Source organism: Limisphaera ngatamarikiensis, from assembly GCF_011044775.1.
Taxonomy (GTDB): domain Bacteria; phylum Verrucomicrobiota; class Verrucomicrobiia; order Limisphaerales; family Limisphaeraceae; genus Limisphaera; species Limisphaera ngatamarikiensis.
Window position 1 is genome coordinate 1 of sequence record NZ_JAAKYA010000064.1, and the last position, 23,854, is coordinate 23,854.

A 23,854-nucleotide genomic window follows, 5' to 3' on the forward strand; every position below is an offset into this window, starting at 1 on the left:
GGCATGCGCGGCGGCTGGTGGCGCGGGTGGAAGTGGCGGTCAGCTGGCTGGACTGGTGGCACCAGTGGCAAGTGCGCTGGTGGCGGGCCGTGGCGGCGGAAGCGGCGGTGCCCTCCGGCTAAACTGGAGCCACGGCCCGAACCCCGCGCGCGCGCCGACCGCCCGCCCCTGGCGGCCAGGGCGGAGCATGCCCGCATCTGGGAAAAAGACCACCCTGGCACGGCCCTGCGGCCCTTCCGGCGCCCGGACGACCCCTCCCCGATGGGCCCCAGAGCCCTCCCAGGTCTCGTTTAGAGACTCCTCCGATTCGAAAACACCCTTTGCACCCCGCCCCAACGGCTGGCTAAGGATTCAGGCGTCCCGCTTAACGCGTTTTGCATGCCTGGCTGACCTGACGGTTGGAGTTTACACCTCCCCGGGCCGACAGGGTTGGCAAGGCGGTTCGACCGGGAGCCGTGGTGGCGTTGTTTCAGCAGTCCATGCCGGGTCCACTTTGACTCCGGAACGGGTTCTCCCACTTGCACTTGTGCTGCCGGAGCGAGCCTTGGATGCGCGGAGTCGTTCTGCGAAGTTGCTGCGAAGCCCTGACGCTGAGTTGTTGCAGTGCTGATCCCCGGTGCGTTAACGAGGTATCTTCGAACTGGCGATGCATTTGTCAACTCGCCCGGAGGGACTCTTCGGATCGGGCTTCCGCTATTTGGTGGCACCGTGGTCGGTGGATCTTCGGGTGCGGCAGGGCTTTCCGACCGGTTCCGCTCGGGCCGGGTTGTGCCGGGGGCGGGCCGGGCGCGGTGTGGGCGGTGTGGAGTTTACGGGGCCGGGTTGGGCGCTGCAGGGGCCGGGCGGAGATGGGTTTGGTTCCAGTTCACCACCGCGTCGAATTTGGGGGAATGATCCTGGCTGGCGCCCTCCAGCAGGCCCCAGCTACCCCATTTGGAGTAGGCTCCGCAGGAGGCGAACAGGCAGCAGAGGTCGCCTCCGGCAACTTCAAGCCAGGCGTCCAGGTAGGTTTCATACAGGCGTCCCATGGCAGGGTGACGGTTGGCGGCCGTGAGGAGTTGGGTCAGTGTGTCGTGATTCTCGGCTCCCTGAACTCCGACGAGGTGTTGACCGGCCTCGTAGGCGATGAGACGTAGCCCGTGACGTTGGGCCAGGTCGCGTTGGGCGCGCATGTGTTGGACGGCCTCCGGGATGGAGTGGCGGCGCAGATGATCGAACAGCTGGTCCAACGACCATTGGGCAACCTCGTCGGCCGGTGGCGTGGATCCGGAACGCTGCGGCGCGACGTTGAGGGAGAAGTAGGGGGCGATGGCCAGTGCGTCGAAGTGGCGGGCGCTGTCGCGGAAGGTCAGGATTTGTTCGGTCACATGGGGGTTTGCGGCCTGCGAGGCGATGACGCGGACGATGCGACTGCGCTTGCCAAAGACCTCCTCCCAAATTTGGTGGATCTGGCGGGATCGCCAAGCGGTGAAGCGCCAGGCGGCCTCCCAGTCCTTGTCGGAAAAGCCAAGGCGCCGTCCTTCGGCGGCGGCGTACCGGTGCTGGGCGAAGATGGAGTTCCAGACCTCGTTGGAGTATTCGACATAGACGACCAGGTCGCTGCGGAGACGGTCGCGGACAAGGCGTGCGAACTGGCGGACGTACTCGTCGTCGGCCTGATGCGGCATGCAGAACCAGGGGTTGGCGCCGAGGCGATTGCAGAGGTCGACCATCACTTCGACGGGCACACCGCGTTCGCTCCAGGTGGCGTGCGACAGGGTGGGCCGGTCGGCCCAGGAACGCTGGCGGGAATTGTTGGTTTCCATCCAGTCCATGAACCGGATGGTGTTGAACCCGCGCCAGCGCTGGAGGAAACGGGGGTGAAATGGGGCGGTGGGGGCGTCGGGGCCGGTCCCGGGCATGAAGACCCGGATGTTGCGGATGGGCCGGTCCACATGGGTTTTGCGGATTTGGAGGAAGAGCGGACCCCGGTCGGGGTCGAGTTGGAATTCGATGCGACCCGGGGCGCTACTGATGACCCGGCCGCTGCCGCGGATTTCGAGTTCGCCTTCACCCTCGTAAAGGCAGAGGTAGGTGCCGGCTGGTGCGTGGCCGGCGGTAAAAAGCAGGGTTTCAGCCCAAGCCTCAGGTTCCAGGCGCCGGACCCAGCCGGACGCGTCGAGATCGAGTTTGGGGCCCTGGCCCCACGGCGCTCCGGCTCGCTGGCTGATCCATGGTCGGGCTGTTTTGAAGGCGTCAGAGAACGGGTGTTCGGTGCCCCAGTCAGCGATGCCGCTGAGGTTGATGCCGAGCCGGGAGAGCCGGGGGTCGGGCGGCGGCTCGGGAGGGGTTTCCGCGGGTGCCCTGGAGGGGACGGCCAGTAGGAGGGCCAGGGCCGCGGCTTGAAGCGGGCGCATCGTGGTGGAGAGACTCGCGAGGTGTTGGTTGACCGGCCGGGGCTGAGGCTCGTGTGAACGTTTCATGCGTGGCAGGGTATTCGCTCGGGCGGACGAGGGCGAGTCCGGCCCGGGGGTGCGCTTGTGGAGGGGCGAGTGGGGCGGTGGTATTGCCCGGCCGGGGTGGGATGCGGGGTTTGAGGTTTGGTCTGGCGCGCGCGGGGCGATGAATGTTTGTTGGCGGTGATGAGTGTGGACCGAGCACGGGTCAGCCAGAGATGCAGCGAGGTGTGGGCGCCGGGTCCGCGCGGTGGGGACCGCCGGGGCGGTGCGGGGTTGTTTGGGCGCGGTCGGGCACGGGTTTTGGGGTGGGTTTGGGTCGCGTTGATTTGGGTGTTCGGCTTATGGGGTGGCGCCGGGGCGGAGAGGGCCGCGGAAGTGCGGTTGCCGGCGGGGGTCACCTACCGGTTGGAGGTGTTGGAGAAGCCGCGGCCGGTGCGGGTGCACGAGTTGGTGGTGGAGCTGGAGCAGGGCGGGTGGGAACTGGCGGTGGCGGTTGCGCCGGATCCGGACGGGCCGGGCGGTGCGGAGGCCCAATTGATGTCGCCCATGGAACTGGCGGCGCGGGCGGGTTTGGTCGTGGCTGTGAACGCCAATGCGTTTGCGTGGTTGGATGGCCCGTCGGGGAGAGAAGCTCCGGCGCGATGGCGTGAGGGGATGCGGGTGGACATTTTGGGTTGGGCGCACGACGGCCGGCGGGAGGTGAGCCGTCCCGAGCGCAGGCATTGGAGTGTGTGGCAGGAACCGGCGGGTCGGGTGCGGTTGGGTCAGGTGGATGAGGGTCGGCCGGTGCGGTGGGCGGCGTCGGGTTTTGGTGCGCTGGTGATGGCGGGCCAAGAGGTGCCGGTGGAGGGTCGGACCCGGCATCCGCGGACGGCGGTGGGTTTGGATGCGACGGGGCGGCGATTGTGGTGGGTGGTGGTGGATGGGCGGCGGCCGGGGTACAGCGAGGGGATGACGTTGCGCGAGTTGGCGGGGTGGATGCGCCGCCGGGGTTGTTGGGAGGCGGTGAACCTGGACGGCGGGGGCAGCAGTGTCCTGCTGGTGCGGGGTGTGGGTGGCCGTTTGGAGGTGGTGAATCGGCCTTCGGAAGGATCTCCGCGGCCGTTGCCGGTGCTGATGGGTTTGCGGGTCCGGAACTGAACATGCAGATGGGGGACCGGCGGGCGTGATGGACTGGGGGCCCGAGAGAGGGGTTGGGGTGAGTTGGATGCGGCGCTGGTGTCAGGGGGTGGGCTGGTGCGGGTTGCCGGCTGTCCAGCCGGCGTGGTGCACGGTTTGGCGTGCAAGGTCGGCGAAGGTGAGGGTGGCGCGGGTGCGGTAACGGAGGTTGTGGAGGAGGAGGTTGATTTCCCGGCGCGGGACCGGTTCCTGCAGGGGGATCCAACGGCACCCGCGGGTGTCGGCGATGGGTTGGAAGGAGATCGGCACGAGGGAGATGCCGATGCCCTGGGCGACCATTTCGAGGATGGTGCCAAGGTGGGCGGCATGGAACCAGACCTGCCAGCGAACGTCGCGGGCCTTGCAGAATTCGTTGACCTGGCGGCCGAGGCAGTGGAGTTCGCTCAGGACAAGCGCCTTTTGGCCTTCGAGGTCCTGCCAACGCAGTTGGCGTCGGCGGGCGAACGGGTGTCCGGCCGGGACGAGCACGCCCAGCGGTTCCAGTCCGAGGGTTTCGGTGTGGATGGCGGTGTGGATGTCCACGGTGGAGACGAGGGCCAGGTCAATCAGGCCTTCGTCCAGGCGCTGGAGCAGTCGTTCGGTGACCTCTTCGACCACTTCGATTTCGACGCGGGGATGCTGGCGGATGAAATGGGCGATCAGGCCGGGCAACAGACCGGGTGCAATGGTGGGGATGGCGCCGATGATCAGCCGCCCTTCCAGGGCCTGGCGACAATCGGCCACGCAGCGGGTTGCGTCGGCCAGTTCGGCCAGCACGCGTCGGGCCCGTTCGTAGAATCGGCGGCCGGCCTCGGTGGGGACGACGCCCCGCGGCAGGCGGTCGAGCAGGGGTTGGCCGAGTTCCTGTTCGAGTTTGGCGATTTGCTGGCTGAGAGAGGGCTGGGTGACGTGGAGCCGGGCGGCGGCGCGGGAAAAGCCGCCCGCCTCCACCACGGCGACGAAGTACCGGAGCTGCTGCAGTTCCATAGGTTGTGCCTATGGCAGCCATCGTAAACTCCTGTTGGCGCGGGGGCAATGCGCGGGCAACGGTGAAGGCGGTTTCGGGGCGCCGGAACATGAGGGTTCCGGTGCCGGCCGGACCGGGGCTGAACAAACCCAGGTGACGGAGGATTGCGGTATGTTCCTGCGCATTGACAAGCTGCAGATTGAACTGCCCAAACCCAAAGAGGCCGATCCGAACGCCGCGGCTGCGGTTCAGGAGTTGTTGGGGGGACGTTTCGGCGAAATGTCCACCCTGATGAACTACATGTACCAATCGTTCAACTTTCGCGGTCGGGAAAAGCTGCGGCCCTACTATGAGCTGATTGCGAACATTGCCACGGAGGAGCTGGGCCATATTGAGCTGGTCTCGGCTTCGGTGAACATGTTGTTGAACGGGCCGCGGACCTCGGAGACGCAGCCGGTGGATCCGGTGGCTGCGCCCCTGGAATCGGCCCGGGATGTACGGAACACGCATCATTTCATCGCCACGGCGCAGACGACGCTGGTGGGCAACTCCATGGGGCAACCGTGGCGGGGGGATTATGTGTTTGCCAGCGGGAACCTGATTCTGGACCTGCTGCACAACTTCTTCCTCGAATGCGGCGCGCGGACGCAAAAGCTGCGCGTGTATGAGATGACACGCAACCCGGCCGCGCGGGAGATGCTGGGTTACCTGTTCGTGCGCGGCGGCGTGCACGCGCTGGCGTATGCAAAGGCGCTGGAGACGCTCACCGGCGTGGATGTGAAGAAGATGCTGCCGATTCCCAAGATTGAGAACTCGGTGTTCCCCGAGGCGAGGAAGTTTGAGCAGATGGGGGTGCACCGGAAGTTGTACCGGTTCAGTCCGGAGGATTATCGCGAGATGGCGAAGATCTGGAATGGCCCCTCCCCGGCCGGGGACGGCGAGCTGGAGGTGGTGGACGGGCCGCCTCCGGGCGGGCCGTTGCCGGAGCTGTCCGAGATCTCGGCGGAATTTGCCCCCGAGTACAATCCGGCCGAGATCTACGAGATTGCGCAGAAACTGACGGCCCGGGCGCGTTAAGGGCGTGGCCCCGGCGGGGCTCGGATGGAAGGAGCCGCGGGCGTGCCGGACGGCGCGTGCGCGGCTCTTTTATTTCGTGTCGAGGTCGGGACGGTTGGGCCCCCGGGTTACGGTCGGCTCGAGGGGTGGCAGGAGGGCCGCGGCCTCCCTGAACTGGAAGGAGCCGAGGGCGCGGGCGGCAGCGTCGAGTTCGGCCTGTCGGGCGGAGTTTGTGCCGGAGCAGCGCCGGTGGAGGTAAAGGCGCCGGACCAGTTCCAGAGCTTGCGGGGTGCCGGCGAAGGCCGGGTCCACGTGGGTCCGGCGGAGTTCCTGCAGGGTCAGGAGATCGCGCAGGCCAAATTCGCCGCTGGGCTCGATCTGGGTGCCTTCGCCGAAGTCGTTCCATGTGGCGATCATGGCCATGGGGGTTGCGTTGGTCAGGGCGCGTTGCAGGGTTTGACGGAAGGTGGCTCCGGCGCGGTCGCCGAGGTACCCCCAGTAGCCCCGGACACCGGCCCTGGGATGGATGTCGTGGAAGCGGGGGAAGGCGGTGCTGATGGCGGCGGGCCAGGTTCGGGCGGACTGTTCGAAGTCGGTGAGGTAGCGGTGCAGGGCGGTTTCGGAGAGCACGCCGTCGGTGCCCGGGGCCTGGCTGAGCCACATGGGCGGCCAGGCGAAGGCGCCGACGGCGCCGGGAGCGGGTGTGTTGATGGTGAAGAGGGCCGGCGGAGGGTCGAGGCTGTTGAGTACCTGCTGCCACTGACCGGGGTTGCGGAGCACCTGCGGACCGAAATTCAGCAGCACGGGCCGGCCCTGCCAGCGCAGGTAGTTCGGGTGGTTGAAGTATACGCGGGCGGCGTGGCGAAGGATGGAAATGGCCCGTGGAATGGGGTCTGGGTCCGACCGGAGGTTGGCAGGTTCGGGTGCCTGCAGGGAACGGTCTTCGAAACAGAGGGCCCATTGGAGTCCGGCTTGTTCCAGCAGGGGCAGGAAGCGGCGCAGATTTTGGTCGATACGGGCGTAATCAAAAACATTTTCCGGGCCGAACCAGTTGATGACGACGGCGTCCACGCCGGCGATGCGCATCAGGAGGGCATGGTACTCGAGTGCAACGGTGTCGCCGGAGTCGTAGGGGCCGATCCACGGTTGGTACCAGGAGGCGATCTCGCGTTCCCCGAGGGCGTTGATGCGGTCGGGTTGGAATCGGTCCATGGTCCAATGCCAGCCCCATTCGGTGCTGTGGGGCGGGGCGGCGTACCATACGAGGTAGTAGGCGAGGATGGTTTTGGCGTGGAGCGGGGCGGGCTGTCCCGGCCAGGCCAAGAGTGTGGCCAGGGCGAGGCTGGCAGCGGTGCGGCGGCGGTGCCCGGTGCGGTGGGCGTGCTCAGGACCGCAGGTATTTGGCGACGGCTTCGGTGCGGGATTGGACATGGAGCTTTTCGTAGATGCGGCGGATGTAGGTGCGGATGGTGTCGACGCTGATCTGGAGCTGGTCGGCGATTTGCTTGTAGGTGAGGCCGCGGGCGAGGGCTTCGAGCACGGCCTGTTCGCGGGGTGAGAGCGGCAGGGGCGGGCGCGGCGGCGGGCCGCCCCGGCGGAAGGAGGCGACGACCTTGCGGGCGATGGAGCTGGACATGGGCGAACCGCCCTCGTGGACCTCGCGGATGGCTTCGAGCAGTTTTTCCGGGCTGAGACGTTTGAGGAGGTAACCCGTGGCACCGGCGGAGAGGGCGGCGAAGATCTTGTCCGTGTCCTCGTAGACGGTGAGCATGACGATCTGGGTGTCGGGGAGGTGGGCCTTGAGCTCGCGGACGCAGGCGATGCCGTCACGGCCGGGCATGTTGATGTCCATGAGTACGACGTCGGGTGGCCGGGCGGGGATGCCCTGAAGGGCGGACTCGGCGGTGAAGTGGATGCCGACGCATTGGAATCCCGGTGTGGCATCGAGGAAGGCGGCCATGGCCGCGCAGAGGGCGCGGTCGTCGTCCACAATGGCTACGCGGATCGGAGGTTGCATGGTCATGAGGTGTGGTTGGAGGTGGAGTGGACATCGGGCAGTGGCAGGCGCAGGCGGATCTCGGTGCCCTGGCCCGGGTGGGAGGAGACGGTGCAGCTGCCGCCGAGTTCGGCCATGCGGGTGTGGAGGTTTTGCAGCCCGCAACCGGTCCGGCCGGGGCCGGCCGGGGCGGGTTCAAACCCGTGTCCGTTGTCGCGCACGATCCAGGTCATGGTTTCCGGGGTGCATTCGAGGCGGAGTTCGACGCGGCTGGCGCCGCTGTGTTTGAGTGCGTTGGTGAACGCCTCGTGCACCGCCAGGAAAAGATGATGCCGGATGTGGCCGGGCAAGGGAATGCCCGGAAGCGTCTCCGGCAGGTCCACGCGGCATTCGATGGATGTGCCCTGAAAGAAATCCTGGGCGTGTTGGGAGAGGTAGGCGGCGAGGTGCTCGAGCGTGTCGTTGGCGGGGTTGACGGCCCAGACGATTTCGTCCAGGGCGCGCAGCAGTTCGCGCGCGGTTTCGCCGATGTCGGTCAGGAGGTGGCGATCGGGTTCGGTGCCGCGGGGCTGGCGGCGGAGGTGCTCGGTGAGGAAGGAAATCCGGCAGAGTTTGCCGCCCATTTCGTCGTGGAGGTCGCGGGCGATGCGGGCGCGTTCGCGTTCGAGGGCGTGTTCGCGTTGGAGGGTTTCGAGGCGGCGGCGTGCGCGACGTCGTTCGCGGGTTTGGGCGAATGCCCCGCCGGCCAGGAGGGTGGCGAGGATGACGGTAGGGGTGAACCAGGGTTGCTGCCAGAGCCGGGGTCGCACGCGCAGGGGCAGAACGGTTTCCGCGGTGCGGGCCGGGCCGGAAGCTTCACGGGCCCGGATCCGGAACTGGTATTGGCCGGGGCGCAAGTGCCCGTAAGTGACGCGCCGGGCGGGTCCGGCCGTGTGCCATTCGTCCTCCAATCCCTCGAGTCTGTAGGAGATGCGGAGGTCGTCCGTTTCGGTGTTGAGGATGGCAAACTCGAGGTCCACGGATCGGGCTCCGGCGCCGAGGTCCAGGGGTGTTGCGGTGGCGGGTTGAGCGTCGGGCTCGACAGGTAGGGGGCCCGGCGGTCGGGTGATGGGGCGATCGTTCACGCGCACGGTGTGGATGATGACGCGCAAGGGTCGGGATTGGACCGGTGCAAAATCGGGGTGGAGGATTTCCAAATGGTTTCCGCGGGCCAGCCAGAGGCGCCCCTCGGAATCCCGCTCCAGTAGGACCGGCCGAGCGGTGGCCGGGTTGGGAGTGGGTTGGGGGTCGTGCCATGGCCAGATCCGCCAGGGGCCGTTGGTGTGGAGGCCGGTATCGGGGGCGGGGCTCGGGATGCAGGCGAGACCTTCGGCGCCGGCCCACCAGAGTCGGCCCTGGTTGTCCTGCACCACGGCCCAGACGGGTTGAGGTGCCTGGCCCGGTCCGGGATAAAGGCGGGTCCATCGGCTGTTGTCACGGCACCAGAGTCCCTTGTCGGTGGCGGCCCATAGCCCGGGTCCTTGTGCGGGGTACAGTGCAAAGACGTGGGTTGCGGGCAGGGCCGTTTCAGCCACGGAGAGCGACGGGTTTTGCAGGTCCAGTCGGAACAGGCCGCGGCCGGCAGTGCCGATCCACAATTGTTCATTGTGGGGGCAGAGGGTGGTGATTGGGGCGGGGTGCCACGGCCCCGTGACCTGCTGCCAGTGTCCGCGGGTCAGGCGCCAGAGTTCGCCCTCGGCGGTGCCGATCCAAAGGGTGTCGTCTCCGGTTTCTGTCAGGGCACGGACCACCTGACTGGTGAAGCCGAGGTTCTGGCATTCGTCGGCGACGGCGAGAGGGTCTTTGAAACGGAGCAATCCCGCGCTGGTGCCGAGCCAGCAACTGCCGTCCCGTGTAACGGCGAGGAGGGAGAGGAGAGGGTCGCGCGGTGGCATGCCGGCGACGTTGAGGCGGGCGGGGCGTTCCCGGGTCCAGCGCAGGAGACCCACGCCCGGTTGGGCAATCCAGAAAGTGCCCGGGGCAACCTCAACCACGCCGGTGACAGGTGCGGGCGACGGGTCGGCCGGTGGACAAGTCTGTCGCCAGCGGGGGCGGAATTGCAGAAGGGTGTCCGGCTGGATGGCCCACAGTGTGCCGTCGGTATCGACGAGGAGGTGAGTCACGCCGTCCAGGTTGGGCAGGATGCGCAATCGTGCGGGTGGGTTGGAAGGAGTGGCGGGTAGGAGCCATTCACCGGTGTTGAGGATCGCCATGGGAGGTTGATCGGGCATTGGGACGACGGCCAGGATTCGTTCGCCGGGGCCGATGGATGCGGCGAGTTCCCAGGAGAGGTTTTCGTTGCGGGCGGTGCCTCGCCAGAGTTGTTCGGGCGTGGCCAGCCAGTGGGTCTGATCAGGGCGGATGATCCATGCGGTGACGGTCGCATCCGGTGGGAGGTCCGGCCCGGGCAGCAGATGGAGCCGGGTGCGGTTGTTGGTGTACTGCTCAATTTGCCGATCCCGGTGGAGGATCCACACCCGGCCCTGAGGGTCTGTGACGACGGCGGAGATGGCACTGGTGTTGGTGGTGGCGGGGGAGGTGAACTGGGTCCATTGACGTCCGTCCCATTGCCAAAGCCGGTTGGAGCATGCGAGCCAGAGTTGGCCTTGTCCATCGGCGGTCAGCAGCGGGGCTGAGCCGGGTGGCGCTTCCGGGAGGTGATGGGTTGTCCAGCCGTGATGGTTCAACTGGAGAATGTCGCCCCGGTCGGTGACGGTCCAGAGTGACCCTGTGCGGTCCGCTGCGAGTTGGCGGAGTGGGGTGGAAGTGGCGGCGGGGACCGGGACGGAGTGGAACTGATGTTTGTCGAAACGGAGCAGGCCATCGGGGCCGGCGATCCAGAGGTAGCCCTCGGGCGTGATGGCCAGGGAGCGAGACGCCCGGGTGGGATCGGTTTTGGGGAGTGGCCAGGACTGGATGTCAAATGCGGGTGCGTGCAGCGGCGGGGATGGTGAGGGCTTCACGGCCACGCTGCTGGGTTCGACAAAATCGGCGAACGTGGTTGCGATGGCCAGTTCACTGAACCACCAGCCCGTGGTGGTGCCGTATGCGGCCAGGAGGATGCGGTCGAAGGAGGCGTCGGCGTAGAATTCGGTGCGGAGGGTTTCGGGCTGATGAACCTCGTTGGCGCCGGGGCCGAGGTCGGGATTAAGCCAGACAGTCAGGAGGTCGTCGCCGCCGGGAACGAACTGGATTTTGAGCACGAGGGTTCGGGGCTGACCGCGGCGTGGCATCTCGAAAGGGATTCCGGCGGGGCGGGGTTCAGGTTCCGGCCGGGCCGAGTTCAGGTCGCGGAACGGCCGCGGAACGGCTTCCGGGCGGGCCGGTCCGGGGGCGAGGTAAACGCTGTAGCCGACGGCGCCGCGGGCCTTGCCCACGCCGAGGCGAAGGTTCTGGCCGTGGTGGAGTTGCAGTCCGAGTTCATCCTCCGGGTTGGGTGCGTCGTCGAGGGGTGTGACCGTGAACCGGAGGTAAAGGGTGTCGGAGGCATTGTCGTCGCGGGCCAATCCGCCGGCGACGAGCACGGTTTCCGGCTGACCGGGCCGTGCCAGGATGGGCCCGGACAGGCTCCACAGGACTGTGCCGGGGACGCTTGCGGGCCAGGACAGGGCGAGCCACAAGCATGCGATGGCGAGCCGGCGGGCTGTGCGGGCGGGCTGGGGCGGTGCGGGTATGCGGATTGGTCTCGCTCCCTGACAGGGTTGCCGGGATGCGGGCTGTGTGCGTGAGGCGTTTGGAACGTGGGCCTCGTGCCGTGGTGGTGACGGGCATGGGGCCGAGGGTGAGCGGGGGAGGTTCAGGGGGCGGCCGGTGTGGTTTGGCGGCGGTGGGTTGGGGTGCGTTGGCGGGATGGACAACGCGGCGGGGCGCATGGTGGGCGGGTTCAGGGCTGGCGCGGGTCATTGGGGGCCCGCAGGGGTGCTCGGGGGGCGGGCGTCGTGTGGGCCGGATTGGGTTCACCGCGGGTTCGGAAGGCCGACCGCAGCAGCCAGTGACGTTTGAGGCCCTGGACGAAATCGTCGAGGTCCACGATGGTGCGGGTAATGGAGCTGACGAGATTGGTATTGGCCTCGACCTGTTGGCGGAGGTTGCCGGTGATGCCGGCGAGGTGGTTGAGGGTTTCGACCAGTTCGGCGGTGATTTGCTGGAGGGATTGATCGGCGCGGTCGAGCAGCCGGGTGGTTTGGTCGAGTGCGGCGGGTGCACCGGCCAGGAGGGCATTGAGGTTGGTGCGGCTGGTGGGGTCGAGCAACCAGGCGCCGAGCGCGCCCTGACCCTGGAGCTGGGCGGTGACCTGGGTGAGGTTGCTGAGGGGCTGCTGCAGTTCGGCGGCCCGGGATTCGAGTTCGCGCGTGAGCCCGGCCAGGTGTTGGAGGGTTTGTCGAACGTCGTTGGTGAGGGTGAGGATGCCGGGCAGGGCTTGTTCGACCTCCTTGACGAGCTGGTCGAGGCGCTCGGTGAGGGCGGGTGTTTCGTCGGCCCGGAGCCAGTAGGGCGTGGAGCGGGGGGTGTAGGGGTCGTAACGGCCTTCGCGATCATTCCAGATGCCGGTCATCCAGCGGCGCGTTTCGCGGGTGTCGAGCAATCGGATGCGTTCCCGGCCGAGGTCACGGAGGCGGGTGAGCGTGTCCGGTGTGAGCGGGGTTAGGGCGGGGATGAGGATCTGCGGCTGGTGCGGGTCGTAGATGTCCTCGGCCAGTTGCCAGCGGTCGGGTTCGGGCAGCTGAGCGGCCTCTGCGAGGGTCACGTCTCGGAGGGGGTGAAAGATGTAGGTGGGTGTGCCGCCGCTGCCCTTGGTGACTTCGATCTCCCGTTTGCCCCAGAGATCGGCCGGTGTGACACGGACGCGCGAGCCGGTGGTCCAAAGGTAGCCGTAGTAGGGGGCGCGCACCTCGAACTCGACGTACACGTTGTAATAGAAGTCGTCGGGGGGCTGGGCTTCGACGCGGGTGATGCGGCCGACTTCGAAGCCCATGAGTTTGACCGGGTCACCCACGCGCAGGCCCGTGGCGCGGTCCAGCAGGGTGAAATAGCGGGCTTTGACGACGAACCAGCCCTTGCGCTGGGCGGTGTGGTAGACGTAGTAGGCAAATCCGATCAGCAGCAGGGCCAGTGCAATCAGCACGAACCAGCCGGCCAGCCGCTCGAGCCGGTTGAGTCGCGTGCGCAATTCCGGTGTCAAATCCTGCAGCGGCATGATGAAAGCTGCGTGTCGCGGCGCGGGCGGACCGATTCCGGCGCCCGTTTGTGTTTGTTGGGGACGATTTCAGATTCGGAGCGGATCGTCAATGATCCGGGGTTGGTAGTGGTGCCGAGCCGTGGCGGTTCCCGGTCGGAAGGGGATGGGTCTGCGGCGTGCGGGATGGAGCGGTGGCGGCGCGGGCCATCGGTTGGGGAGGGGATCCGGCTTGGGATGCGGGTTGGTTTTCGGGCATACTGGGCGCGTGGACGACGCAGCGATAGGGTGCCTGTTGCTGGCCACGGTGGGGGCCGCGGGGAGTTTTTTCTTTGCACTGGCGGAGACGGCGGTGTTTTCGCTGAGCCAGTGGCAGGCGCGTCGGCTGGCGGAGTCGGATCCGGTCCGGGGCCGGTTGCTGGGGGAATGTTTGCGGCAGCCCGAGTCGGTTCTTGCGACGATGGTGCTGGGCAACACGTTGGCCAACGGGGTGTTGTTGGGGGCGGGTTTGTGGATGGCGTTGACGGGGCGGTGGCCCTGGGCGGGGACGGTGGCGGGGGTGTTGCTGGTGACGCTGGTGGGTTGCGAGGTGTTGCCCAAGACGCTGGCGGTGCGCAAGGCGGGGGTGTGGTCGTTGCGGGTGATTCGGCCCCTGGTCTGGGTTCATCGGGTATTCCGGCCGCTGCATGGTTTGGCGCAGGCGGTCCACGGCCGACTGTTGCGCTGGTGGGGTGCCGTGCCGAATCCGGCGACGGCGGGTTTGTCGGATGAGGAGTACCGCGAGCTGGTGGAGCTGGCGTACCAGCAGGGGAGCCTGGTGCGGGGCCAGCGGGATTTGCTGTTGCAGATCATCGGGCTGGACCGACGGACGGTGCGGGATGTGATGGTGCCGCGGGCACAAATGAGCTGGTTGCGGGATGATCTGCCGGTGGAGGAGATGGTGCGGGAGGCGCGGCGCCTGCGGTATCGGCGTCTGCCGTTGTACGACGAGGAGGCGGACACGATCGTGGGGATCCTGAACGTGCGGACGTTTTTGTTGGACCCGCACGGGGATCTGGCGGAGGTGATCGAGGTGCCGGCCTTTGTGCCGGAGTCGATGAACCTGTTGCAGCTGTTGCAAAGTCTGCAGCGGCAGCGGCGCGGGATGGCGATCGTGCTGGACGAGTTCGGTGTGCTGGCCGGTTTGGTGACACTGGAGGACATTTTGACGGAGGTGGTGGGGGGACGGGCGCGACCTTCCGTGCGTCGGATGCGTTGGGAACGGCTCGGGCAGGGGCGCTGGCGCGTGGACGGGGCGGTGCGCCTGGAGGATTTCGAGCGGGAATGTCCGGCGCTGGCAGGGGTGGAGGAGGTGGAGACGGTGGCCGGACTGATGTTGAGTTTGCTCGGGGTGGTGCCGGCGCGGGGGGAATCGGTGGAGTTTCGTGGTTTGCGGCTGACGGCGATTGAGGTGGATGAACGTCGGATCCGGCAGGTGCTGGTGGAGCAGTTGAAGCGATGAAGGCGGCGGGTCTTGAGACGGTCATGGCGAGGAGGTGGCGTGGATGATGGAGATGGGTGCGTGGTGGTTGGTACCGGTGCTGGGGCTGTCGTTCCTGCTGTCGGGGATGGAGGCGGGCCTGTTTGCGGTGAACCGGGTGCGGATCCGTGTGCAGGCGCGGCAGGGTCGGCGGGCGGCGCGGTTGCTGTTGGAGCATCTGGAGCGGCCGGAGAGTTTTTTGTGGACGGTGGTGGTGGGCAACGCGCTGGCGAACGTGGTGGTGCTGGGATGGATGTTTGTACAGGCGTACCGGTGGACCGGCGGATGGACGTGGGGGTTGGTCATCCTGTACGGGGTCGGGATGTACCTGTTTTACGCGTTTTTCGATCTGCTGCCGAAGATGTGGTTTCGGAGCCGGCCGAACCGGCTGTGTCTGGCGTGTGCGCCGTTGTTCCGGGTGGTGTATGTGGGATTGCGACCGGTGGTGGGAGTGTTGGAGGGTGTGTCGCGGGCCTTGCTGAGGTGGACGGGCGGCCGGGCCTTTACAGGTCGGCTGTTTGGCAACCGCGAGGAGATGCACACCCTGATGATGGACTCGGCCCGGGCGCTGACCTCGGCGGAACGGCGCATGATCATGCAGGTGCTGGGGTTGTCGGCGCTTTCGGCGCGCACGTTGACGCGCGGTTGGGATGAGTCTCCATGGATCGCCGCGACCGCCACGGTGGGCGAGCTTTTGCAGCGGGCTCGGGAACGCGGATGGAGTCACGTGATTGTGCGCGCGGTGGGGGCCGTACCGGAGGTGGTGGGGATGGTGTCGGTGGATCGGGTCCTGTTTGCGGGGGAGCCGGATCCGGGTCAGCCGCTGGAGGCATGGTGGGAGCCGGCGCTGCTGGCGGATGAGAATGATCGGTTGGAGGTGTTGTTGCGGCGGATGCAGGGGTCGGGCCGGCCGCTGGCGGTGGTGCAGGGCGCGCAGGGGGAGCCGCTGGGCACGCTGCATCGGGAGGACATTTTGAAACTGATTTTCGGAGATTTGCGCCTGTGAACGAGGTCTGGGGTTGGACAGCGGTGGTGTTGAAGTTGCTGGCCGTGGCGGGGCTGGTGCTGCTGAACGGCTTTTTTGTGGCCACGGAGTTTGCACTGGTGAAGGTGCGCCAGACGCAGTTGGCGCCGTTGCGGGTGCGCCGGGCGCGCATGGCGCTGCACCTGGTGCGGCATCTGGACGCGTATTTGAGTGCCTGTCAACTGGGCATCACGCTGGCCAGCCTGGGGTTGGGATGGATCGGGGAGCCGGTGTTTGCATTCCTGTTGCAGCCGGTGTTTCGGTTGTTGTCGGTGGAGAGTGCCGCGGTGCGGGAGTCGTTGGCGTTTGGCGTGGGGTTCAGCGTGATCACGTTTCTGCACATCGTGGTGGGGGAGATGGCGCCGAAATCGCTGGCGATCCGGAAGGCGTTGCCGGTGAGTTTGTGGGTGGCCTACCCGATGCACGTGTTTTACCTGGTGATGTACCCGTTCATCTGGTTGCTGAACGAGAGTGCGTTGTGGTTGTTGCGGTGTGTGGGGATCGAGCCTGCGGTGGAGGGGGAGGGCATTCGTTCGGAGGAGGAACTGCGGCTGGTGCTGGCCAGTTCGCAGCTGCAACTGGGGGCGTCACGGTTCAGCCGGGAGCTGGTCCAGAACGCGCTGGATCTGCGGCATCGGGTGGTGCGGGAGGTGATGCGGCCGCGGCATGAGATTGTGGCGTTGGACACCACGGCCGGCATCAGCGCCTGTCTGGAGGTGGCGGAGCAGTCGCGGTATTCCCGTTTTCCCATCTGCGAGGAGGGGGATTTGGATCGGACGCTGGGCGTGGTTCACATCAAGGATTTGTACGCGATGCGGTTGAAGGTGCGGACGGCGGCGGAGCTGTTGCCGGTGGCGCATCCGCTGTTGTACGTGCCGGAGGTGGGGAGTCTGGAGCGGCTGCTGCGGCTGTTTTTGGAACGGCGGTTGCACATGGCCATTGTGGTGGATGAGTATGGGACGACGGTGGGCCTGGTGACGCTGGAGAACGTGTTGGAAGAGCTGGTGGGGCCGATCCAGGACGAGTTCGATCAGGAAAAGCCGGTGCTCACTCCCGTGGGTGAGGGTGTGTGGGAGGCGGCGGGGACACTGCCCCTGCATGAATTGGGCGAGTTGCTGGGCGAACCGCTCCAGGTGCCCGGGCTTGCGACCGCGAGTGGTTGGATCACGCATCAGCTGGGTGGTTTCCCCAAGGTGGGCGATGTTGTGGTCCGGGGGAATTGGCGGTTGCAGGTGTTGGAGACGGAGGGTGGCCGGGTTACCCGGTTCCGCATCGAACGGACGGGGCCGGCACCTTCGAGCGACACGTCGGTGACACCGGTGCCGGGGTCGGGCGAACGGAGGGGGGAACGGTCCGGCAGCCGCGGGCGCCGACGGCGCTGACCCGGAGCGCGCAACGGCGCGGTTTCAACGCGGGTCCGGCGGGTGAGCCCGCGCGGTGGAGGTTGCTGGCGAGCGGGCTTTTTGCTGCGGCGGGGGCAGATCCCGCTTTACCCGGGCTGACCGGTTTTTAGACTGCGGCGCATGTCATGGTTGGGTCTTCTGACCTGCCTTTGTGCGGGTTATCTGCTGGGTTCGATCCCGACCGGGTATCTGGTGGCCCGGGCGCGGGGTGTGGACCTGCGCCGGTACGGCAGCGGCAACATCGGGGCGACGAATGCGTTCCGGGTGTTGGGGCGTGGGCCCGGGCTGGTGGTGTTGGTGGTGGACGTGTTGAAGGGTTACCTGGCCTGCACGGTGGCATGTGCGGCCGTGGCTGCCGTGATGGACCGCTGGGGCGCAGGCGGGTTTGACCCCGGTGCGGCGCGGGTGTTGGCCGGGTTCGGGGCCGTGCTGGGGCACACGTACACGTGCTGGCTGGGTTTTCGCGGCGGGAAGGGCATCGCAACGAGTGCCGGTGTGTTTCTGGCGCTGGCGCCCCTGGCGCTGGCGGTGGCCCTGGTGGGATGGGTGTTGATGTTGGTGTGGTTCCGTTACGTGTCGCTGGCGTCGGTGACGGCGGCGGTGTTGTTGCCGGCGGCGGTCTGGTTGACGGAGCGGAGCGGGCTGCTGGCGTGGGTCACCACTGCATTGGGACTGATCGCCATTGCGCGGCATCATCAGAACCTGCGGCGACTCTGGCAGGGGACGGAACCCAGGGTGGAATGGGGGAAACGCGCATGAGGATCACGGTGTTGGGTGCGGGCGCCTGGGGGACGGCCCTGGCACGGATGTTGGCCTGCCGGGGGCATGACGTGACGTTGTGGGATTATTTTCCGGCGACGCTGGAGGCCATCGCGCGGACGGGTCAGAACGAACGGTACCTGCCCGGGATTGAGCTTCCGACGGGGTTGCGGTTGGAACCGGATGCGGGGCGGGCCGTGGATGGGGCGGAACTGGTGGTGGTGGCGAGTGTGTCGCGGGCGTTCCGAACCGTGACGCAGTGTCTGGAGAGGTTTACCGGGGTGGTGGTGACGGTGACCAAGGGCATTGAATATGAGACGGGGCTGACCATGTCGGGCGTGTTGCGGGAGACGGCGCCGCGGGCGCGGGTGGTGGCGTTGTCCGGGCCGTCGCTGGCCCTGGAAGTGGCGCGGGGGGTGCCGACGGCGGTGGTGGCGGCGGGGAAGGATGCGGAGGCGACCCGGCAGGTGCAGATGCTGTTTCATGGTCCCACCTTCCGTGTGTACAGCAGCAGTGACCTGTTGGGGGTGGAGCTCGGCGGCGCGCTCAAGAACGTGTTTGCCATTGGGGCCGGCGTGTGCGACGGCCTGGGGTTTGGCGACAATTCCAAGGCCGCGCTGGTGACGCGGGCAATTGCGGAGATGCGTCGGTTGGGCGTGGCTTGTGGGGCGCGGGCGGAGACGTTTTCCGGCCTGAGCGGGATTGGCGACCTCATGGTGACGTGCTTTTCCAAGCTGAGCCGGAACCGGCAATTTGGCGAGCGGTTGGGCCGGGGTGAATCGGTGGACCAGATTCTGGCCACCATGACGGCGGTGGCGGAGGGTTATCCCACGGCCCGGTCGGCCCATGCGCTGGCGCGCCGATTGGAGGTGGAGACGCCGATCATCGACCAGGTGTACGCCATGCTCTACGAGGGCAAGGACGTACGTCAGACGGTGCAGGATCTGTTGTCGCGAGAATCCAAGCCGGAGGACTGAGGCCGGCAGAGGCGGTGCCGCAGGGTCGGCGTGTTTGGCGGGGGCGGAAACAAGTGCCCTGCGGGGCGCGTGCAGTGTCCGACCGGTTCAGGACCGCAATTTGCGTTCGAGGATTTCGCCCACGAGGACGGGATTGGCCTTGCCGCGGCTCAGCTTCATGACCTGACCTTTGAGGAAGTTGAGCGCGGCGGTTTTGCCCCTGCGGTAGTCCTCGGCCGGACCCGGATGGGCGGCGAGCACCTGGTCGCAGAGTTGTTCCAATTGGGCTGCGTCGCTGACCTGGGCGAGGCCCTTTTCCCGGACGATGTCTGCGGGTCGCCTGCCGGTGGCAAACATTTCGGCGAACACCTGCTGAGCGGCGGTGCTGCTGAGGGTCTGGTTTTCCACCAGCTGGATCAGTTCGATCAGGGCTTCGGGTGGGAACCGAAGGGATTCGGGCCCGGGAGGCGGCGGTGGTGGCGCATCCGGGTTTTCGGTTCGGAGGGCTGCGGTTTGTTCGGCGTGCCACTCGGCCAGTTTGGCGCGCAGGTTGTTGAGGATCCAGTTGGCCAGGAGCTTGGGATTGCGCACGCGCGGGGCGAGGGTCTCGAAGTAGGCGGCCAATGCGGGATCGGACTTGAAGACTTCGGCGTCCTGGGCGGGCAGACCGTATTGTTGCATCAGCCGGTGTTTGCGTTCGAGGGGGCGCTCGATGCATCGGGCGCGAAGGGCCTCGAGCCAGTCGGGTTGCGGGACGATGGGCAGAAGGTCGGGATCGGGGAAGTACCGGTAGTCGTGGGCCTCTTCCTTGGTCCGCATCTCCTCGGTGGTTCCGGTCAACTCGTCCCAGCGACGGGTGGATTGCACCAGCGTGCCGCCGGCCTTCAACACGGCGATTTGACGGGCGATTTCGTATTCCAGGGCGCGGCGCACGCCGGAGAAACTGTTCATGTTTTTGATTTCGATTTTGGCGCCGAGACGGTCGCTGCCCCGGGGACGAACGCTCACGTTGACGTCGCATCGCACCATGCCCTTTTCCATGTCGCAATCGCTGATGCCGCCCTGCACGAGGATTTCTTTCAGCGCAGTGAGGTAGGCCCAGGCCATGTCCGCGCTGCGCAGGTCCGGCTCGGAGACGATCTCCAGCAGCGGGACGCCGGCCCGGTTGAAGTCCACCCCGCTGTGGTGCTCGAAGTGAAAGCTTTTGCCGACGTCCTCTTCCAGGTGGGCGCGTGCGATGCGGACCCGATGGACCTTTCCTTCGAACTCGAACTCCACGTAGCCGTTGCGGGTGGACGGGAGATCGTACTGGGTGATTTGGTAGTTTTTGGGCATGTCCGGGTAGAAATAGCTTTTGCGGTCGAACCGGGCCAGGGGCGGCAGTTCACAGTGCAGCAGCATGCCGGTCAGGAGTGTGAGCCGGATGGCTTCCTCATTGGGGACGGGCAACGTGCCCGGCAGGCCCAGACAAACGGGGCAGACCAGGGTGTTGGGCGGCGCGCCGAACTGGTTGGGACAGGCGCACCACATTTTGGTGCGGGTCTTGAGCTGCACGTGGGTTTCCAATCCGATGACGGCTTCGTATTTCATGGTCGGGATTCAGTGTGAAGAACGGTCGATTCCGGTCGGGTCGGGGTGAGCCGGGGCACCGGCGGATTCGGGCGCGGCGGTCACGGTCAGGGGATCGTAACGGTGGGCCACGGGCATGCGCCGTCCGATGCCGAAGGCCTTGGTGGTTACCTTGAGGCCGGGCGGTGCCTGGCGCCGTTTGTATTCGCTGCGATGGATCATGTGCAACACGCGCCGGACGGTGTCGGCGTCGTGGCCGTCACGCACGATTTCCTCGAACGTCCTGCCCTGCACCACGGCAGCCTCGAGGATGGCGTCGAGGACCTCGTAGGGTGGCAGGGTGTCCTGATCGGTTTGGTTGGGGCGCAATTCTGCCGAGGGCGGTTTGGTGAGACATGCGGCGGGGATGATCTCGCGTTCCCGGTTCACCCACCGTGCGAGGCGGTAGACCATGGTTTTGGGAACGTCGCTGATCACCGCCAGGCCGCCGTTCATGTCGCCGTAAAGCGTGCAATAACCCACGGCCAGTTCGCTCTTGTTGCCGGTGGTCAGGAGGAGGGAACCGAACTTGTTGGACAGGGCCATGAGCAGCAGGCCGCGGATGCGAGCCTGGAGGTTTTCCTCCGTGACGTCTTCGGGGAGGTTGCGAAACAAGGGGGCCAACTGTTGCCTGCAGGTCTCGAAGACGGGCTCGATGGGCAGTACGTCGTAACGAATGCCGAGCCGCACGGCCAGTTCCCGGGCGTCCGCCAGGCTGCCGGGCGAGGAATACCGCGAGGGTAGGGAAACCCCGTGGACATTCTCCGGACCCAGGGCGGCTGCGGCGATGCAGGCGGTCAGGGCGGAATCGATCCCGCCGCTCAATCCCAGGACCGCCTTTTGAAAGCCGCACTTTCGAAAGTAATCGCGGGTGCCCAGGACCAGGGCATCCCAGACCATGGATTCTTCGGCCGGTTCAGTGAAAGACCGGGGTTCCGGGCGATCGAGGTCCACTCGAAGGACGTCCTCGGCAAAAAGACGGCCCTCGGCGATCAGGTGGCCCTCGGGGTCGAACACCAGGCTGTGACCGTCGAAGATCAACTCGTCGTTGCCGCCGACCTGGTTGCAGAAGATGACGGGCAGCCGGAGCTTGCGGGCCAGCGACCGCAACATGGCGAAGCGGGTGCGGGTTTTGCCCAGCCACCAGGGGGAGGCGGAGATGTTGATGAGGAATTGCGCCCCTGCCGCGGCCAGGGCCGCGGGTGGATTGGCGCGGTACCGCCGTTCCGGCCAGAAATCCTCGTCATTCCAGATGTCCTCGCAGATGGTGAGTCCGATCTGTTTTCCGAGGAAGGGGACCGGCGGGTTGTCCGGGGCGGGGTCGAAGTACCGGTCCTCGTCGAAGACGTCGTAGGTGGGGAGGAGGGTTTTGTGGCGGACGGCCACCACGCGGCCGTGTTGGAGCAGCGCGGCGGCGTTGGCGAGGCCGCGTCCGGGTCGGGATGCGCTTTCGTCCACGAACCCCACCACCAGCGCGGTACGGTTCGTGGCCGCTGCCAGCCGGCTGAGGGCTGCCCGGTTGGCGGCCAGAAATCCACGGTCGTGCAGCAGATCGCGGGGCGGGTAACCGGTGAGATAAAGTTCCGGCGCCACCACGAGGTCGGCGCCCCACGCCACGGCTTCCTCGTAAACGGCCAGCAACCGCCGCACGTTGCCGTGGAAATCTCCGATGGTCGGATTGAGTTGGGCCAAAACCAGTTTCATGCCGGTGTGGAGGCGAAAGGGCTCAGCGGCGGCCGAAGAAGGTTTCCTGGAGACTGCCGCGTTCGGTGCGGACGAGGGTGCCGGGCCCGATGCCGTGCCGGGCAAACCAGTTGCGCGGCACCTCGAGCACAAACTGGATCTGGTCCGACTCGGAAGGCACGGGGGTTTCGTCCATGGGGTTGAGGTCCACGATCTCCAGGATCACGCCCCGCGGATCCATGTAGGCGGCCGAGAGCGGCACCCGACAGTTGCGCATCCAGAAACTCCGCCGGCCCGGTCCGGGAAAGACAAACAACATGCCGCGGCCCTCGGGCAACTCCTCGCGGAACATCATGCCGGTGGCGATTTCCACCGGCCGTCGCGCCACCTCGGCCACAATTTCCTCGGCACCCAGCCAGAGCCGGACCGTGGGCAGGGGCGGCTGCGCATGCAACAGATGCCCGTATTCGGGGTCCACCGGCGGGGTCGCCGGTGCAGGCGGCGCGGCCTGCCGCCCGCAGCCTGCCCACCACGGAGCCAGTCCCATCAAAGCCATGCACCATCCCCACAATGTCAGCCTCACGTGACTGCAGCATGGACCAACCGAAGCGCCAATTCAATCGGGCTTCCGGGGCATTCAGGGGTGCGGCTTCGAAATCCGGCTGGATACCGGGCGCACGAGCGGGCGGGGCTCGACCCGGGCGGCGCCGGGTTGCCGTACGGGGTGCCGGGCGTTGTTCCGCGGCAAAGTCGGCGCGCGCTTGCGAGCACGGGCCCTCCGGGCTAACGGTACGGCATGCTAACGCGACGCGAAGCCCTCAAACGGACAACACTGGCCGTGATTGGCACGGCTGTGTCCGCCCGATCCCTGGCACAAACCGCCGCCCCATCGGTTCAACCCTTCACGCTGCCGCCGTTGCCGTACGCGGTGGATGCCCTGGAACCGCACATTGACGCGCGGACCATGGAAATCCATCACGACCGACACCACGGCGGTTATGTGGCGAATCTGAACAAGGCCATTGAGGCGGAACCTTCCCTCCGCGGGCGCGCATTGGAAGACATGCTGCGCAACCTGGCTTCGGTGCCCGAGTCGGTGCGCACCGCGGTGCGCAACAACGGGGGTGGCCATTTCAATCATTCCCTTTTCTGGCAGATGATGAGCCCGAAGGGCGGCAAACCGGGGGGCGAACTGCTGAAGGCGTTGGAAACGGCTTTCGGCGGTTTGGACGCCTTCCGCCAGCAGTTCACGTCGGCGGCCCTCGGCGTTTTTGGGAGTGGCTGGGCCTGGTTGGTTTGGCATGCGGGGCGACTCCGGATTCAAACCACGCCCAACCAGGACACGCCCCTGGCAGACGGAGCGTACCCGATTCTGGGCGTCGATGTCTGGGAGCATGCCTATTATCTGAAATACCAAAACCGTCGGGCGGATTACCTGGCAGCCTGGTGGAACGTCGTGCACTGGGATTTTGTAGCCGAGCGGTACGCACGCCGACCGGTCTGACCACGGGGCTTCGGCCGTTGGACGCCCTGCCTGCGGGCCCGGCCTCCCGGTTCCCCGCGGTTTTGCGCTTCTCGCACGGAGCCGGACCTGCTTAATTGGCGGGCGTGAGCGCGGGACTGGGGTTTTGGGAACGACTCATCCGGTGGACCACCACATTGTTGGTGGCCGCCGTGATTTTGGGCGTTTTGACCCTGGCCGCGCATTGGTACGGGCCGGTCATCCGCCAAAACGAGCGCATGCGACGGGAGATCCTGCGACTGGACCGCGAGATCCGTCAGGAGGAGGAAACGGCCCGGCAAATGAGCGCGGCCATTCGCGCCCTGCAGGAGGATCCCAAGGCGGTGGAACGGCTGGCGCGGGAACGACTCGGCCTGGCGCGGCCGGGCGAAACAGTGATCCGCTTCGAGCCCCCGGCGACCAATCCGCCCGGGTTCCCGTAATTTGCCGGGCCGAGGGGATCCCGATCGCACGGATGAACCCGGTCAGGATCAGCCCTGACCCGGCTTCGTGGCGGGTGGCCCGGCATCGGTGTGCGCTATACACGCGCCAGGGATTCTGGTAGGCTGCA

At 66.7% G+C, this 23,854-nt stretch carries 18 protein-coding genes; 9 read left to right on the forward strand and 9 right to left on the reverse strand.

Annotated features, from left to right (window positions below; all coding sequences use genetic code 11):
* Positions 1-809: 809 nt before the first annotated feature.
* Positions 810-2,462 (reverse strand): hypothetical protein, encoded by a 1,653-nt coding sequence (locus G4L39_RS09500; protein WP_165107766.1) that lies wholly within the window; start codon positions 2,460-2,462, stop codon positions 810-812.
* 159 nt (positions 2,463-2,621) lie between these two features.
* Here G4L39_RS09500 and G4L39_RS15440 point away from each other — a divergent pair, with 159 nt between their 5' ends.
* On the forward strand, positions 2,622-3,578 hold the full coding sequence (locus tag G4L39_RS15440; RefSeq protein WP_165107767.1) for a phosphodiester glycosidase family protein: 957 nt from the start codon (positions 2,622-2,624) through the stop codon (positions 3,576-3,578).
* Positions 3,579-3,659: 81 nt separating this feature from the next.
* Here G4L39_RS15440 and G4L39_RS09510 read toward each other — a convergent pair whose 3' ends face one another.
* Positions 3,660-4,583 (reverse strand): LysR family transcriptional regulator, encoded by a 924-nt coding sequence (locus tag G4L39_RS09510; RefSeq protein ID WP_165107768.1) that lies wholly within the window; start codon positions 4,581-4,583, stop codon positions 3,660-3,662.
* A gap of 151 nt (positions 4,584-4,734) precedes the next feature.
* Here G4L39_RS09510 and G4L39_RS09515 point away from each other — a divergent pair, with 151 nt between their 5' ends.
* Entirely contained in the window at positions 4,735-5,640 is a 906-nt protein-coding gene (locus G4L39_RS09515; protein WP_165107770.1) for a manganese catalase family protein, read from the forward strand.
* Positions 5,641-5,709: 69 nt separating this feature from the next.
* Here the strand turns inward: G4L39_RS09515 and G4L39_RS09520 are convergent, their stop codons facing one another.
* The 4 genes from G4L39_RS09520 to G4L39_RS09535 all read right to left on the reverse strand — a co-directional run bounded on the left by G4L39_RS09520 (position 5,710) and on the right by G4L39_RS09535 (position 12,851).
* The gene (locus G4L39_RS09520; protein WP_165107771.1) at positions 5,710-7,050 is read right to left on the reverse strand and encodes a glycoside hydrolase family 71/99 protein; all 1,341 of its coding nucleotides are present in this window, start codon (positions 7,048-7,050) and stop codon (positions 5,710-5,712) included.
* Positions 7,004-7,636, reverse strand: coding sequence for a response regulator transcription factor (locus G4L39_RS09525; protein WP_165107772.1), 633 nt, complete (start codon positions 7,634-7,636; stop codon positions 7,004-7,006). The genes G4L39_RS09520 and G4L39_RS09525 overlap by 47 nt, the downstream gene beginning before the upstream one ends.
* Before the next feature lie 2 nt (positions 7,637-7,638).
* Complete coding sequence (locus G4L39_RS09530) at positions 7,639-11,274, reverse strand: sensor histidine kinase (RefSeq protein ID WP_165107773.1); 3,636 nt, start codon at positions 11,272-11,274, stop codon at positions 7,639-7,641.
* 263 nt (positions 11,275-11,537) lie between these two features.
* Positions 11,538-12,851: an MlaD family protein gene (locus G4L39_RS09535; protein WP_165107774.1), complete on the reverse strand. Its 1,314-nt coding sequence runs from the start codon at positions 12,849-12,851 to the stop codon at positions 11,538-11,540.
* Positions 12,852-13,098: 247 nt separating this feature from the next.
* On the opposite strand from G4L39_RS09535, the gene G4L39_RS09540 reads away from it, so the two are divergent.
* The 5 genes from G4L39_RS09540 (at position 13,099) to G4L39_RS09560 (ending at position 18,512) form a co-directional block, all read left to right on the forward strand.
* Positions 13,099-14,331 carry a hemolysin family protein gene (locus G4L39_RS09540; RefSeq protein WP_343203328.1) on the forward strand — a complete coding sequence of 411 codons (1,233 nt, stop codon included), beginning with the start codon at positions 13,099-13,101 and terminating at the stop codon, positions 14,329-14,331.
* Positions 14,332-14,374: 43 nt separating this feature from the next.
* Positions 14,375-15,355 (forward strand): CNNM domain-containing protein, encoded by a 981-nt coding sequence (locus tag G4L39_RS09545; RefSeq protein WP_165107782.1) that lies wholly within the window; start codon positions 14,375-14,377, stop codon positions 15,353-15,355.
* Entirely contained in the window at positions 15,352-16,755 is a 1,404-nt protein-coding gene (locus G4L39_RS09550) for a CNNM domain-containing protein (RefSeq protein ID WP_165107784.1), read from the forward strand. The genes G4L39_RS09545 and G4L39_RS09550 overlap by 4 nt, the downstream gene beginning before the upstream one ends.
* Before the next feature lie 141 nt (positions 16,756-16,896).
* Positions 16,897-17,535: a glycerol-3-phosphate 1-O-acyltransferase PlsY gene (plsY, locus tag G4L39_RS09555; protein ID WP_165107786.1), complete on the forward strand. Its 639-nt coding sequence runs from the start codon at positions 16,897-16,899 to the stop codon at positions 17,533-17,535.
* Positions 17,532-18,512, forward strand: a complete 981-nt coding sequence (locus tag G4L39_RS09560) for an NAD(P)H-dependent glycerol-3-phosphate dehydrogenase (RefSeq protein WP_165107788.1) — start codon at positions 17,532-17,534, stop codon at positions 18,510-18,512. Before plsY ends, G4L39_RS09560 begins: the two co-directional genes overlap by 4 nt.
* An 87-nt stretch (positions 18,513-18,599) precedes the next feature.
* Here G4L39_RS09560 and gatB read toward each other — a convergent pair whose 3' ends face one another.
* The 3 genes from gatB to G4L39_RS09575 are packed head-to-tail and all read right to left on the reverse strand — an operon-like array spanning position 18,600 to position 22,338.
* A complete protein-coding gene (gatB, locus tag G4L39_RS09565) occupies positions 18,600-20,081 on the reverse strand; it encodes an Asp-tRNA(Asn)/Glu-tRNA(Gln) amidotransferase subunit GatB (RefSeq protein WP_165107790.1) in 1,482 nt (493 codons plus the stop codon).
* A 9-nt stretch (positions 20,082-20,090) separates the two neighbouring features.
* Entirely contained in the window at positions 20,091-21,803 is a 1,713-nt protein-coding gene (locus tag G4L39_RS09570; RefSeq protein WP_165107792.1) for an NAD+ synthase, read from the reverse strand.
* A gap of 22 nt (positions 21,804-21,825) precedes the next feature.
* Entirely contained in the window at positions 21,826-22,338 is a 513-nt protein-coding gene (locus G4L39_RS09575; protein ID WP_165107794.1) for a DUF192 domain-containing protein, read from the reverse strand.
* Positions 22,339-22,578: 240 nt separating this feature from the next.
* Between G4L39_RS09575 and G4L39_RS09580 the strand changes: the two genes are divergently transcribed.
* Positions 22,579-23,286 carry a superoxide dismutase gene (locus G4L39_RS09580; RefSeq protein WP_165107796.1) on the forward strand — a complete coding sequence of 236 codons (708 nt, stop codon included), beginning with the start codon at positions 22,579-22,581 and terminating at the stop codon, positions 23,284-23,286.
* A gap of 104 nt (positions 23,287-23,390) precedes the next feature.
* The gene (locus tag G4L39_RS09585; RefSeq protein ID WP_205880921.1) at positions 23,391-23,726 is read left to right on the forward strand and encodes a septum formation initiator family protein; all 336 of its coding nucleotides are present in this window, start codon (positions 23,391-23,393) and stop codon (positions 23,724-23,726) included.
* The last annotated feature ends 128 nt before the right edge of the window (positions 23,727-23,854 follow it).

Bases quoted from the DNA above. Each gene is read 5' to 3' on its own strand.
- G4L39_RS09500 (WP_165107766.1), bottom strand. From the start codon at position 2,462: ATGAAACGTTCACACGAGCCTCAGCCCCGGCCGGTCAACCAACACCTC.
- G4L39_RS15440 (WP_165107767.1), top strand. From the start codon at position 2,622: ATGAGTGTGGACCGAGCACGGGTCAGCCAGAGATGCAGCGAGGTGTGG.
- G4L39_RS09510 (WP_165107768.1), bottom strand. From the start codon at position 4,583: ATGGAACTGCAGCAGCTCCGGTACTTCGTCGCCGTGGTGGAGGCGGGC.
- G4L39_RS09515 (WP_165107770.1), top strand. From the start codon at position 4,735: ATGTTCCTGCGCATTGACAAGCTGCAGATTGAACTGCCCAAACCCAAA.
- G4L39_RS09520 (WP_165107771.1), bottom strand. From the start codon at position 7,050: ATGTCCAATCCCGCACCGAAGCCGTCGCCAAATACCTGCGGTCCTGAG.
- G4L39_RS09525 (WP_165107772.1), bottom strand. From the start codon at position 7,636: ATGCAACCTCCGATCCGCGTAGCCATTGTGGACGACGACCGCGCCCTC.
- G4L39_RS09535 (WP_165107774.1), bottom strand. From the start codon at position 12,851: ATGCCGCTGCAGGATTTGACACCGGAATTGCGCACGCGACTCAACCGG.
- G4L39_RS09545 (WP_165107782.1), top strand. From the start codon at position 14,375: ATGATGGAGATGGGTGCGTGGTGGTTGGTACCGGTGCTGGGGCTGTCG.
- plsY (WP_165107786.1), top strand. From the start codon at position 16,897: ATGTCATGGTTGGGTCTTCTGACCTGCCTTTGTGCGGGTTATCTGCTG.
- G4L39_RS09560 (WP_165107788.1), top strand. From the start codon at position 17,532: ATGAGGATCACGGTGTTGGGTGCGGGCGCCTGGGGGACGGCCCTGGCA.
- gatB (WP_165107790.1), bottom strand. From the start codon at position 20,081: ATGAAATACGAAGCCGTCATCGGATTGGAAACCCACGTGCAGCTCAAG.
- G4L39_RS09570 (WP_165107792.1), bottom strand. From the start codon at position 21,803: ATGAAACTGGTTTTGGCCCAACTCAATCCGACCATCGGAGATTTCCAC.
- G4L39_RS09575 (WP_165107794.1), bottom strand. From the start codon at position 22,338: ATGGCTTTGATGGGACTGGCTCCGTGGTGGGCAGGCTGCGGGCGGCAG.
- G4L39_RS09580 (WP_165107796.1), top strand. From the start codon at position 22,579: ATGCTAACGCGACGCGAAGCCCTCAAACGGACAACACTGGCCGTGATT.